Raw genomic sequence first — 12,938 nt, forward strand, 5'->3', positions numbered from 1 at the left:
ACCAACCGGCTGGCGCGTCGCACGGCGCCGGACATCCGGCCGGACATTCCGGAAGGCTCACCCTTTCGGGGAGGGTCGCCGGGCCCTGTGGGCTAGCTCACAACAAGACTCATTGAGGTTCTTTGTCCCCTCTCACAGCAGGCCTGAAAGGGCTGTGCCCATTAACGTCGGAAGCATGTCGACCTCCGCGCACCCCTCCGCCGACGCCATAGACACCGGCCGCACGGTCACCGACCGTCTCGTCGAGGCGAACGAGCGCTACGCCTCCCGCTTCACCGACCCCGGCATGGACGCACGCCCCGTGCTGCGCGTGGCGGTCGTCGCCTGCATGGACGCCCGTCTCGACCTCCACTCGGCCCTCGGGCTCGAACTCGGCGACTGCCACACCATCCGCAACGCGGGCGGCGTGGTCACCGACGACGTGATCCGGTCGCTCACCATCAGCCAGCGCGCCCTCGGCACCCGCAGCGTGATGCTGGTGCACCACACGGGCTGTGGCCTGGAATCGCTCACGGAGGACTTCCGGCACGAGCTGGAGGACGAGGTCGGCCAGCGCCCGGCCTGGGCCGTCGAGGCCTTCCGCGACGTCGACCAGGACGTACGGCAGTCGATGCAGCGGGTGCGGACCTCCCCGTTCCTCCTGCACGCCGACGACGTGCGGGGCTTCGTCTTCGACGTGACGACGGGCCTGCTCCGCGAGATCGACCCGGCGTAAACACCCAAACCCCGGCATTTCCCTCGCACTTGTCCACCCGCGAGTGACACGACCCGGCCACGCGAACAAGAATGCCTCCATGACACCCCCCGAAGAGTCCCCGGGGGCAGGTGTCCGTGTTCCGGAAGGCCGAGGAGGGCCGGGTGACGACCTATGACGATCGAGCGAGCCTCACTGATCTGACCACCACTGTGGAGAGAGTCCGCAGATCGGTGGAGAGTGTGATCGAGGGCAAGCCCGAGGTCGTACGGCTTTCGCTGACCGTGCTGCTCGCCGAGGGACACCTCCTCATCGAGGATGTCCCCGGCGTCGGCAAGACCATGCTCGCCAAGACCCTGGCCCGGTCCATCGACTGCTCGGTGCGGCGCATCCAGTTCACCCCCGACCTGCTGCCCTCGGACGTCACGGGCGTGTCGATCTTCGACCAGCAGCGCCGGGACTTCGAGTTCAAGCCGGGCGCGATCTTCGCGCAGATCGTGATCGGCGACGAGATCAACCGCGCCTCGCCGAAGACGCAGTCCGCGCTCCTGGAGTCCATGGAGGAGCGGCAGGTCACCGTCGACGGCCAGACGTACGAGCTGCCCAGCCCCTTCATGGTGGTCGCCACCCAGAACCCGGTCGAGATGGAGGGCACCTACCCGCTGCCCGAGGCCCAGCGCGACCGCTTCATGGCCCGGGTCTCCATCGGCTACCCGAGCGCCGAGGCCGAACTCCGGATGCTCGACGTGCACGGCTCCGTCTCCCCGCTGGACGACCTCCAGCCGGTCGCCCACGCCCACGACATCCTCAAGCTGATCGAGGCGGTGCGCGCGGTCCACGTCGCCGACGCCGTACGCCGGTACGCGGTCGACATCGTCTCCGCCACCCGCACCCACGCCGACCTGCGACTCGGCGCCTCCCCCCGGGCCACGCTCCATCTGCTGCGGGCCGCCAAGGCCTCCGCCGCGCTCAGCGGTCGCGAGTACGTGCTGCCCGACGACCTCCAGGCCCTCGCCGCGCCCGTCCTCGCCCACCGGCTGCTGCCGACGGCGCAGGCCCAGCTGAACCGCCGCAGCGCCGAGCAGGTCGTCCAGGACATCCTGCAGCGCACCCCCGTCCCGGCCGCGGCCCCGCCCGCCGGACCTCTCTACGGCCAGCAGCAGCCCGGCGGCCGGATCCTGTGATGACCACCGCTGCCGTGCCGGACGGACAGCGGGGCGACGAGGACGACCGGGGCGGTCTGCGGACCGCCCTCGGCGGTCTCACCACCCGTGGCCGCTCCTTCCTCGCCGCCGGGGTGGCCGCCGCCGCCTGCGCGTACGTCCTCGGCCAGGCCGATCTGCTGCGCGTCGGACTGCTGCTCGCCACACTGCCGCTGATCTGCGTCCTCGTGCTGCACCGCACCCGCTACCGGGTCGCGGCCTCCCGCCGGCTCACCCCCCAGCGGGTGGAGGCGGGCGCCGAGGCACGGGTCCAGCTGCGGATGGAGAACGTCTCCAAGCTCCCCACCGGGCTGCTGATGCTCCAGGACCACGTGCCCTACATGCTGGGGCCGCGCCCCCGCTTCGTCCTCGACCGGGTCGAGGCGGGCGGCCGGCGCGAGGTGTCCTACCGGGTCCGCTCCGACCTGCGCGGCCGCTTCCCGCTCGGCCCGCTCCAGCTGCGGCTCAACGACCCGTTCGGGATGTGCGAGCTGACCCGCTCCTTCAGCGCGTACGACACCCTGACCGTCGTACCGCGCACCGAGGCCCTCCCGGCGGTGAAGCTCTTCGGCGAGGCCTCCGGCCACGGCGACGGGCAACAGCGCTCGCTCGCCCTCGCCGGCGACGACGACATCATCCCGCGCGCCTACCGCCACGGCGACGACCTGCGCCGGGTCCACTGGCGTTCCACCGCCCGCTACGGCGAGCTGATGGTCCGCCGCGAGGAGCAGCCGCAGCGGGCCCGCTGCACCGTCCTCCTCGACACCCGGCGGGTCGCCTACCAGGGCTCCGGCCCCGACTCCGCCTTCGAGTGGGCCGTCTCGGGCGCCGCCTCCTCCCTGATCCACATGCTGGAGCGCGGCTACGCCGTCCGGCTCGTCACCGACACCGGCAGCGCGATCCCCGGCGAGGGCGCCGAGGGCTTCGCCGGCTCGGCCCAGGACTCGGCCGAGTCGGCCGGTCTGATGCTGGACACCCTCGCGGTCGTCGACCACTCCGAGGGCGGCTCCCTCAGCCGCGCGTCGGAGGTGCTGCGCGGCGGCGGCGAAGGGCTGCTCATCGCCTTCATCGGCGACCTCGACGAGGAGCAGACGGCACTGACCGCCCGGATGCGCGGCCGCGCCGGCGCGGCCGTCGCCTTCGTCCTGGACTCCGGGTCCTGGCTGACCGGCGGCTCGGTCGCCGGGTCCGTCGAGAAGCGGGTGCGGCAGCTGCGGGAAGCGGGCTGGACGGCACTGGCCGTACCGCCCGGGGCCCGGCTCGCCGACCTGTGGCAGCAGGCGGCCGGAGCCCGGGCGGAATCCGGCGCCGACACCTACGGAGGATGGTCATGAGCGGGCGCGCACGGCTGACCCTGGCCGCCTGGGGCGCCACCCTGATGGCGGCCGGAGCGATGCTCCCCCTGGTGAAGCCGGCCACCTGGATCTTCACCGCGGCCTTCGTCCTCGCCCTGGTGAGCGGGGTGGGCACCCTGACCCGGCGGGCACCGCTCGCCCGGCCGCTGACCCTGCTCGCCCAGCTCGTCGTCGCGCTGCTCGCGCTGACCGCGATCTTCGCCCGCGAGCAGGCGATCCTCTGGTTCCTGCCCGGCCCGCAGGTCTTCACCCACGCCGCCGAGCTGTTCGCGGCGGGCGCCGAGGACGTCGGCCGGTACGCGATCCCCGCGCCGGACACCGAGGGCATCCGGCTCATGCTGGTCGGCGGGGTCGTCGCGATCGGCCTGCTGGTGGACACCCTCGCGGTCACCTTCCGCAAGGCGGCCCCGGCCGGACTTCCGCTGCTCGCCCTGTACTCGGTGGCGGCCGGTCTCTCCGGTGGCGGCGCGGGCTGGCTCTGGTTCCTGCTCGCCGCCTCCGGCTATCTGCTGCTGCTCCTCGCCGAGAGCCGCGACCGGCTCTCCGCGTGGGGGCGGGTCTTCGGCGGCGCCCAGCGCTCCGGCCGGCCCGGCACGACCGTCGGCAGCGGCGGCACCGCCTTCGCCCCGGCGCGCACCGGCCGCCGGATCGGCGCCGTGGCCATGGGCGTCGCCATGGTGGTGCCGCTCGCACTCCCCGGCTTCACCGGCGGGCTGTTCGGCGACGGCGACGGGGAGGGGTCCGGTGGCATCGGCAAGGGCGGCACCATCTCGGCCGTGAACCCGCTGGTCTCCCTCCAGGACAATCTGCGCCAGCCGGAGGACCGGGAGGTCCTGCGCTACCGGACCAACGCCCGCGACACCTCCGGCATGTACCTGCGGCTCGTCGCCCTCGACCAGTTCGACGGCACCTCGTGGAAGTCCTCGGTCCGGCCGATCGAGGACGTCCCCAAGCAGCTGCCCTGGCCCGACGGGCTCTCCCAGCGGGTTCAGAGCACCGAGGTGACCAGCAACTTCGTCGCCTCCGACGGCTACGAGCAGAAGTGGCTGCCGATGCCGTATCCGGCCGGGCGCGTCGAGATCGACGGGCGCTGGCGGTACGAGCCCGCCGGCCGGATGCTCGTCGGCGACGACAAGCAGACCACCCGCGGCGCCCGCTACACCGTCGCCAGCCTGGACGTGCAGCCGACGTCCGAGCAGCTGGCCGCCGCCGGACCGCCCCCCGAGAAGCTGCGCAGCGAGTACACCAAGGTCCCGAACTCGCTGCCCGCCGATGTGAGGGCGACCGCGCTCCGGGTCACCAAGGGCGCGCGCAACGACTACGAGCAGGCGGTGAAGCTCCAGGACTGGTTCGCCGAGGACGGTGGCTTCCGCTACGACGTCGACGTCGAATCGGGCACCGGCGTCCAGGCGATCTCCCGCTTCCTGAAGGACAAGGAGGGCTTCTGCGTCCACTTCTCCTTCTCCATGGCGGCGATGGCCCGCTCGCTCGGCATCCCGGCCCGGGTGGCCGTGGGCTTCATGCCGGGCACCACGCAGACCGACGGTTCTCTCTCGGTCGGCATCCGGGACGCGCACGCCTGGCCCGAGCTGTACTTCGAGGGTGCGGGCTGGACACGGTTCGAGCCGACTCCCTCGCGGGGCTCCACCCCGGCGTACACCCGGGCGGACACGCCCTCGGGTACGGCCACCGGGCCGGCGCAGCCCCAGCAGAGCGCCTCGGCGCAGCCGTCCGCCGCGCCGAGCGCCTCGGAGAGCTGCACCCCGCAGGAGCGCCGGCTCGGCGACTGCGGTCCGGAGGAGGAGGTGGGCGCCGCGGCCTCGGACGGCTCCGGCCCCGACCCGCTGACGGTGGTCCTGCTGACCCTCGGCTCCCTGGTCCTGCTCTCCCTGCCTCTCCTCCCGCTGCTCTGGCGGACCCGGGTGCGGGCCCGCAGGCTGGGCTCGGCCGGGGTGCGCGGCCCCGAGGAGACGGCGGCGCGGACGCTCGCGGTCTGGCGGGAGATCAACGACACGGCCTGGGACTACGGGGTCGAACCGGACGAGTCGCGTACGCCGAGAAACAGCGCGGCGCGGATCGTCCGCCTGGGTGAGCTGGGCGGCGAGGCCGCGGACGCGGTGCACCGGGTGGCACGGGCGGTGGAGGAGGCGCTGTACGCGCCGCGTCCGCGTCCCACCGCGGGCCTGGCGGAGGAGGCGGCCCGGGTCCGGGCGGGCTTCCACGCCTCGGCCGACCGTCGCACCCGTCTTCGCGCGACCCTGGCGCCCCGCTCGGCGGCGCGCGTCCGCTGGGCGCTGTCGGCGCGCTGGTCGGAGACGACGACGAGCTGGTCGCTCAAGCGGCACACCCTGCTGTCCCGGGTGACGCCCCGGTTCCGCAGAACGCCCCGCGAATCGGCCTGACGTCCTGGGGAGGGCCGGCCGCGTCCGGCCCTCCGCGCGCCGCACCCGACGGAACGGGACCACCCGCCCCGTCGGACACCGCCACCTCCACGTGCCCGGACCCCCGCCGCCCGTCGCTTCCCCTCCCCCACGTGCGCGAGGTGCGTCACGCGGCGGCGGCGCGCTGCCGGTGCTCCCGCGGACACGACGCGGCCGGTGCTCCCGCGGACACGACCGAGCCCCGTGGGCCCGCGTCGTCGCGCGGGCCCCACGGGGCTCGGTCACACAAAAGGGTGCGGGGCCTCCGCTCAGGGGGCCGTCAGTGGCCGCCGCCCTGCTGTTCGTCGCGGCGGCGCTGCCACCGCTCTTCGATCCGATTCATCATGGAGCGTCGCTGCCGGGTCTGACGGCCGCCGGCCGCCGTTCCACCACTGGCCTGCTGCTCGCCCGGCTTCGGCGCCTTGCGCCATCCGGTGACCGCCAGGACCGCGCAGCCCAGCATGACGAGGAATCCCACCACGCTGATCCAGATCTGCTGTGCGACCATTCCGGCCATGAGGAGCGCGATACCCACCAGGAAGCCGGCGACTGCCTGGTAGACCCGTCGCCGGGTGTACGTACGCAGTCCGCTTCCCTCGAGCGCTGTCGCGAACTTGGGATCTTCGGCGTACAGCGCTCGCTCCATCTGCTCGAGCATTCGCTGCTCGTGCTCCGAGAGCGGCACGGAGTCCTCCTAGTCGTCGGTCGCGGGGGCGACCGGTTTGCGGCCCTTTCAGGATAGGCAGGGAATCGCCCCCGTGAAACCCGCCCTCAATGCCGAATAGCCAATCCGGGCCGCCATGCGGATCGGTTGCTGAGGCGTTGATTCCCCAGGCCCTTCTCCGTCATGCCGGATACTGTCCCCCGATCATACGGGGCGGAGCCTCATACCGGGCGGGCTGTGGCGTACTCCATGGAGTGCGCCGCCCGCACCGCCGGACGGGTGGCCGTCCTGCTCAGGCCCGCTTCTCGCCCAGCACGTGCAGTTGCGTGGCGATGGCGTGGAAGGAGGGCAGCTCGGCGGCCGCCGCCTCCAGCTTGAGCAGGGCCTCGGCCGCGCCGGGCTCGGTGTCGACGAGGACACCGGGGACGAGGTCGGCGAAGACCCTGACCCCGTGCACGGCGCCGACCTCGAGTCCCGCCCCGTCGGCGAGCTCGGTGAGCTGCTCGGCGGTGAACCGCCGGGGTACGGGGTCACCCGCGCCCCAGCGGCCCGCCGGGTCGGAGAGGGCGTTCCGGGCCTCGGTGAAGTGTCCGGCGAGAGCGCGTGCCAGGACGGCGCCGCCGAGTCCGGCGGCGAGCAGGCTGAGGCTGCCGGCCGGCCGGAGCGCGGCTACCGCGTTCCGTACGCCCTCGGCGGGGTCGTCGACGTACTCCAGGACACCGTGGCAGAGGACGGTGTCGTAGGCCTCGCGGCCGACCACGTCGAAGAGACCGCTGATGTCGCCCTGGACGCCGGTGACGAGGTCGGCGACCCCGGCCTCGGCGGCCCGGCGCTCCAGCGCGAAGAGCGCGTTGGGGCTGGGGTCGACGACCGTGACCCGGTGGCCGAGGCGGGCGACCGGCACCGCGAAGTTCCCGGAGCCGCCGCCCGTGTCGAGGACGTCGAGGCTGTCCTTCCCGGTGGCCTCGACCCGGCGGTCGAGGGCGTCCTTGAGGACGTCCCAGACGACGGCGGTACGCAGGGAGGCGCGCGACGGGCGCGACGTCGCCTCTCGACCGAAGACAGGGGAAGGGTCCGGCACGGCTGTTGACTCCTCGGTGACGGGTACGGACGCCCCCCACCCTATGGCCTCGATCCCGGCTTTCGGATCATCCTCCGGCCTCGTCGGCGCCCGGCTGACGGGGCAGCACCGGCTGGAGCGCGAGCAGTCGCTCGACCAGGCGAAGGAACTGCGCGGAGTCCCTGAGCAGGTCGTCGGCCTCGCGCCGGGTCGCCGCGCCGGCGATCCCGGCCTCGGCGCGGGCCCTGCGCCGGGCGCCGGAGGCGAAGAGGGCGCTCCACTCGGTCAGCTCGGGGGCGAGCTCGGCGAGGAGCTCCCAGGCGCTCCGTATCCGCTGTCGGCGGCGGTCGGTCTCGGGCCTGGCGCGGGCGGCGAGGACGGCGGCGGCGGCTCGCAGGGCGGCGAGGTGGGCGGCGGCGTACCGCTCGTGGGGGCGGTCGAGGGCGGCGGCCTCGACGAGCCCGGCGCGGGCCTTGGCGAGGAGGTCGAGGGCGGCGGGCGGGGCGGCGGTGCGGCGCGGGACGGGGTGGATGTCGGACGCGGGTCCGGACTGCGCGGGGGCGGGACGGCGGCGGGGCGCGGCTGATGCGGAAGGGCTTGCCATGACGAGTCCTCCTGTCGTCGCGTGACGGCGTTGTGGCCGTATGTGTCCATCGTGCCCGGCCCCACTGACAATCACGCCGACCTGGGGTTTTGCCTGAACGCCCGACTCGGGGGTAACTTTTGAACTGACCAGTCAGTTCAAAAAGGGGAATCGGGGGGTGGGCCCGTGGGAGCGGAAGCCGAGGAGCGGCCGCACGGCGCCGCCGTCGTCGCGGACGGCTTCGGGCTGAAGGGGCCGCGCGGCTGGGCGTTCCGGGAGGTCTCCTTCCGGGCCGGGCCGGGCGCGCTGATGGCGATCGAGGGGCCGTCGGGTTCGGGACGCACCTGTCTGCTGCTCGCGCTCACCGGCCGGATGAAGGCCAAGGAGGGCACGGCCGAGGTCGGCGGCCTCGCACTGCCCCGGAAGATGGCCGCGGTGCGCCGGATCAGCGCCCTCGGCCAGGTACCCGGCGTCAGCGAGCTCGACCCCGCGTTCACGGTGGCCGAGCACCTGAACGAGCGGGCCCTGCTCCAGCGCCGGTACGACGGTTCCGTCCGGACCCTCCTGCGGCGCCCGGCCGAACGCAGGGCGATCTCGCGGGCCCGGATCGAAGAGGCCCTGGCGGCCGCGGGGCTCGACCTGGCCGCCCTGCCGAAGGGCGGACGGACCTCCGTACGGGATCTGGAGCGGCTCGAAGCACTCCGGCTCTCCATCGCCCTGGCCCTGATCTGCCGTCCCCGGCTGCTCGCCGTGGACGACACGGACCTGAAGCTCTCGGACGCCGACCGGGCCGAGGCCTGGGCGCTGCTCCGCGCGGTGGCCGACTCCGGGACGACCGTCCTCGCCGTCTGCAGCGAGGCCCCCGAGGGCGCCCTGCGGATCACCACGCTCGACGGAGCGGCGGAGCCGAAGACCTCCTCCGTCGCGGACGGGAGCACCACGGTCGAAGGCGTCGGGGAGACGGCCCCCGGGGACTCCCTGGACAGCAAGGACCCCAAGGGCTCAAAGGACTCCGAGGACTCCGAGGGCTCCGAGGGCCCCGAGGGCCCCGAGGACCCGAAGAGCTCCGTGCCCGCCCCCACCCGCGCCAAGTCCACCGCCGACGGCGACGTCACCGAGGACTCCACCGAAGACACGACCGAGGAGGGGGCGGCCGATGCGCTCGCCGAAACTGGCCGCGCTTGAGCTGAAGCGCTTCGGCAGGGGAAAGCTGCCGCGCGCCGCGCTCGTCGCGATCCTGCTGCTGCCGCTGCTGTACGGCGCCCTGTACCTGTACTCGTTCTGGGACCCGTACAGCAGGCTCGACAAGATCCCCGTCGCCCTCGTCAACGAGGACCGGGGCGCCACCGCCGACGGCAAGAAGCTCAACGCCGGTGACGACATCACCAAGGGGCTCCTGGAGAGCAACACCTTCGCCTGGCACCGGGTGAGCGACGCCGAGGCCCGCAAGGGCGTCGAGGACGGCACGTACTACCTGTCCCTGACCATGCCGGCCGACTTCAGCTCGCGCATCGCCTCCAGCTCCGGGGACTCCCCCGAGACCGGCGCACTCCGCGTGCGGACGAACGACGCCAACAACTACATCGTCGGCCAGATCTCCCGGACGGTGTTCTCCGAGGTCCGCACCGCGGCCTCCACCAAGTCCTCCCGCACCTTCCTCGACAAGATCTTCATCTCCTTCTCCGACATCCACGACGCCACGGCGAAGGCCGCGAAGGGCGCGGACGACCTCAAGCAGGGCGTCGACAAGGCGAAGAAGGGCTCCAAGGACCTGGCGAACGGTCTCAAGGACGCCAAGTCCGGCAGCGGCGACCTGGCCGCGGGCCTGAAGAAGCTCGACAAGGGCGCCCGGGACCTGGAGAGCGGCTCCCGCAAGGTCGCGAACGGCACCCAGTCGCTCGCCGACAAGGTGAACGGCACCGCCGACAAGGTCCGCCCCTATCTGGCGAACAACGGCAAGTCGATCCGTGACACCGCCCGTCTCGTCTCCGACTCGGCCACGGCCGTCCGCCACAACCTCGACGACCTGGTCAGGCGCGCCCCCCTGGTCCGCAGCGCCGCGCACAAGGCCGACGACGGCCTGGCCAAGATCCACCGGGAGGAGTGCGAGCTCAGGCCGGACGCCGACGAACGGATCTGCGCCAAGCTCAAGGAGGCCTCGGTCACCGCCGACGACGTGGCCACCATCGCGGACGACGTCCACGAGCTGACCAAGGGCAACACCGACGACCTCAAGACGCTGGACGCGCGCCTGGTCAAGCTCACGAAGCAGGCCGACGAGCTCGCCGCGCGCGCCCCGCACCTCGACGAGGACGTCGAGGACGCCATCCGGAAGATCAACGCGCTCAACGCGGGCGCGAAGAAGGTCGCGGCGGGCGCGGACAGGCTGCACACCGGCATCGGCGACGCCAAGACCGGTTCCGTGAACCTCGACACCGGCGTCGGCAAGCTCAAGAAGGGCGCGGGCGACCTCGACGGCGGACTGTTCAAGCTGGCGGACGGCTCCGGCGAGCTGGCCGGCGGTCTGCACGACGGCGTCGAGCAGATCCCCGACTACGACGAGCGGGACCGCGACCGGCGCACGGAGGTCATGGCCGACCCGGTGCAGCTCGCCTCCCAGTCCCTGCACAAGGCGCCGAACTACGGCACCGGTTTCGCCCCGTACTTCATCCCGCTCTCCCTCTGGGTGGGCGCGATGGTGGCGTACATGATCATCCAGCCGCTGAACCGGCGCGCCCTCGCCGCCGGCGGCTCCGCCTGGCGGATCGCGCTCGCGGGCTGGCTCCCGGTGGCGGCGATCGGCACCCTCCAGGTCGCGGCCCTCATGTCGGTCCTGCACTGGGGCCTCGGCCTCCAGATGGACCGGGCCGCCGGCACGGTCGGCTTCCTGGCCCTGGTCACCTGCTGCTTCGCCGCGATCATCCAGTGGCTCAACGCCCGCTTCGGCGCGGCGGGCCGGATCCTGGTCCTCGCGGTCCTGATGCTCCAGCTGACCTCGGCGGGCGGCACGTACCCCGTACAGACCAGTCCGGGATTCTTCAACGCCGTCCACCCCTTCCTGCCGATGAGCTACGTGGTCGAGGCGCTGCGCCGGCTGATCACGGGCGGCGGAATCGGGCCCGTGTGGCAGGCCTGCGCGGTCCTGGCCGCGTTCACCGTGGGCGCCCTGGCCCTGACCGCGGTGTCCGCCAGGAAGAAGCAGGTGTGGACGCTCGACCGGCTCCACCCCGAACTGACCCTGTGAGACAGGGCCGGTGACACCCCCGACACCTGTGAGAATCGACCCCATGGACAGCAGCAGCACCCGACGCCAGGCCACCCGCGCGAAGCTCTACGAGGCGGCCGTCACCCTCATCGCGGAGCAGGGCTTCTCCGCGACGACGGTCGACGAGATCGCCGAGCGGGCCGGCGTGGCCAAGGGCACGGTCTACTACAACTTCAAGAGCAAGACCGAGCTCTTCGAGGAGCTGCTGCGCCACGGGGTGGCGCTGCTCGCCGCCTCGCTGCGGACGGCGGCCGAGGAGACGGCCGAGCGGGGCGGGAGCCGGGTCGACGCGCTGGACGCGATGATCCGGGCGGGTCTCGTCTTCATCGACCGCTACCCGGCCTTCACCCAGCTGTACGTGGCCGAGCTGTGGCGCACCAACCGGGCCTGGAACTCCACGCTCCTGGTGGTTCGCCAGGAGGCCGTCGCGGTGGTCGAAGGGGTGCTGCGCGAGGCCGTGGCGGGCGGTGAGCTGAGCGAGGAGATCGACGTCAAGCTGACGGCGGCGGCGCTGGTCGGGATGGTGCTCGTGGCGGCCCTCGACTGGCAGGCCTTCCAGAGCGAGCGTTCGCTGGACGACGTGCACGCGGCGCTCTCGCGACTGCTGCACGGCCGGGTGGGCGGCTGCTAGCTCGACCCTTCCGGATCTTGCGGGTTGGGCCCGCGTCGTCCCTTCCGGGGCGTGTCCGGAGAACATTGTCCGGAAACCGTCGGCCCGAAGACCGTGGGAAACGACGAAAAGGCCGGTCCGGCGAGGCTCGATCCCCCCGAGCCCCGTCGAACCGGCCTTCCGTCGTACTCCCCCGTGACACCCCCGTGCCCCGTATCGGCAGGCGCGCGACCCCGGTTCCGCCGCCCCGTGTCGGCGGTCCCCGGGGCCGCGCCCCTTCCGTGGGCTCCACTCTTCCTTCCGGGCGGCCCCGTTCCCATCCGCGTATCTACTCATCTCGCCCCCTAGGTACGGATACTCAGACTGGTTACGATCGCCAGCGTGTCCGTACTCCCCCTGGTGTTCACCAGCGGCTGGGCGAGCGGGATCAACGCGTACGCGGTGGTCCTGCTGTTCGGCGTCTTCGGCGCGACCGGGCTCACCGACGAGGTGCCCGAGTCCTTGCAGCGCACCGATGTCCTCGTCGTCGCCGGCGTGCTCTTCCTGTGCGAGGCGGTGGCGGACAAGATCCCGTACGTCGACTCGATATGGGACTCCGTCCACACGGTGATCCGACCGGTCGCGGGGGCCGTCGTCGGCGCCCTGCTCGCCGGGCAGAACGGCTCGCTCCCCGAGCTCGCGGCGGGCGCGGTCGGCGGTTCGACCGCCCTGCTCAGCCACTTCGTCAAGGCGGGGACGAGGATGGCGGTCAACACCTCGCCCGAGCCGTTCTCCAATGTCGCGCTGAGCCTGGCGGAGGACCTCGGGGTGGCGGCGATCGTCACCTTCGCGATCTTCCACCCGGTCGCGGCGGCGAGCATCGCGGCCGTCCTGCTCGCCCTCGGCCTGGCGATACTGGTCTTCCTCGCCCAGCGGATCCGCCGCTTCCGGCGCCGCAGGTCACAGCGCCGCGAGGAGAGACGGCTCGCCGACGCGGAGGCCCGCGCCCGGGAGAGAGCGCCGTCCGGGGACGGCTCGGAGCACTTCTGACGCCGGCCGGCCGCACGGGGCCGGCCGCCCACCGCACGAGCCCTCCCTCCGGCCGG

General features: G+C 72.9%; 11 protein-coding genes. 8 read left to right on the forward strand and 3 right to left on the reverse strand.

Annotated elements, in window-relative coordinates:
• Positions 1-175 precede the first annotated feature (175 nt).
• The 4 genes from IE311_RS06700 (at position 176) to IE311_RS06715 (ending at position 5,653) form a co-directional block, all read left to right on the forward strand.
• Positions 176-715 carry a beta-class carbonic anhydrase gene (locus IE311_RS06700; RefSeq protein ID WP_189830630.1) on the forward strand — a complete coding sequence of 180 codons (540 nt, stop codon included), beginning with the start codon at positions 176-178 and terminating at the stop codon, positions 713-715.
• Between the two features lie 143 nt (positions 716-858).
• A complete protein-coding gene (locus tag IE311_RS06705) occupies positions 859-1,878 on the forward strand; it encodes an AAA family ATPase (protein ID WP_189830631.1) in 1,020 nt (339 codons plus the stop codon).
• Entirely contained in the window at positions 1,878-3,230 is a 1,353-nt protein-coding gene (locus IE311_RS06710; protein ID WP_189830632.1) for a DUF58 domain-containing protein, read from the forward strand. Before IE311_RS06705 ends, IE311_RS06710 begins: the two co-directional genes overlap by 1 nt.
• A complete protein-coding gene (locus IE311_RS06715; RefSeq protein WP_189830633.1) occupies positions 3,227-5,653 on the forward strand; it encodes a transglutaminase TgpA family protein in 2,427 nt (808 codons plus the stop codon). The genes IE311_RS06710 and IE311_RS06715 overlap by 4 nt, the downstream gene beginning before the upstream one ends.
• 298 nt (positions 5,654-5,951) lie before the next feature.
• On the opposite strand, the gene IE311_RS06720 is transcribed toward IE311_RS06715, so the two are convergent.
• From IE311_RS06720 to IE311_RS06730, 3 genes are all read right to left on the reverse strand, one after another.
• On the reverse strand, positions 5,952-6,356 hold the full coding sequence (locus IE311_RS06720; protein WP_189830634.1) for a DUF3040 domain-containing protein: 405 nt from the start codon (positions 6,354-6,356) through the stop codon (positions 5,952-5,954).
• A gap of 271 nt (positions 6,357-6,627) precedes the next feature.
• The gene (locus tag IE311_RS06725; protein WP_189830635.1) at positions 6,628-7,416 is read right to left on the reverse strand and encodes a class I SAM-dependent methyltransferase; all 789 of its coding nucleotides are present in this window, start codon (positions 7,414-7,416) and stop codon (positions 6,628-6,630) included.
• A 67-nt stretch (positions 7,417-7,483) separates the two neighbouring features.
• Positions 7,484-7,999: an SAV_6107 family HEPN domain-containing protein gene (locus IE311_RS06730; RefSeq protein WP_189830636.1), complete on the reverse strand. Its 516-nt coding sequence runs from the start codon at positions 7,997-7,999 to the stop codon at positions 7,484-7,486.
• 165 nt (positions 8,000-8,164) lie between these two features.
• On the opposite strand from IE311_RS06730, the gene IE311_RS06735 reads away from it, so the two are divergent.
• From IE311_RS06735 to IE311_RS06750, 4 genes are all read left to right on the forward strand, one after another.
• Positions 8,165-9,163 carry an ATP-binding cassette domain-containing protein gene (locus IE311_RS06735; RefSeq protein WP_189830637.1) on the forward strand — a complete coding sequence of 333 codons (999 nt, stop codon included), beginning with the start codon at positions 8,165-8,167 and terminating at the stop codon, positions 9,161-9,163.
• Positions 9,135-11,222, forward strand: coding sequence for a YhgE/Pip family protein (locus IE311_RS06740; protein WP_189830638.1), 2,088 nt, complete (start codon positions 9,135-9,137; stop codon positions 11,220-11,222). The genes IE311_RS06735 and IE311_RS06740 overlap by 29 nt, the downstream gene beginning before the upstream one ends.
• A 43-nt stretch (positions 11,223-11,265) precedes the next feature.
• Complete coding sequence (locus tag IE311_RS06745) at positions 11,266-11,874, forward strand: TetR/AcrR family transcriptional regulator (RefSeq protein ID WP_189830639.1); 609 nt, start codon at positions 11,266-11,268, stop codon at positions 11,872-11,874.
• A gap of 360 nt (positions 11,875-12,234) precedes the next feature.
• Entirely contained in the window at positions 12,235-12,882 is a 648-nt protein-coding gene (locus tag IE311_RS06750) for a DUF4126 domain-containing protein (RefSeq protein ID WP_189830640.1), read from the forward strand.
• The last annotated feature ends 56 nt before the right edge of the window (positions 12,883-12,938 follow it).

The sequence above is a fragment of the Streptomyces zaomyceticus genome, from assembly GCF_014656215.1.
Taxonomy (GTDB): Bacteria; Actinomycetota; Actinomycetes; order Streptomycetales; family Streptomycetaceae; genus Streptomyces; species Streptomyces zaomyceticus.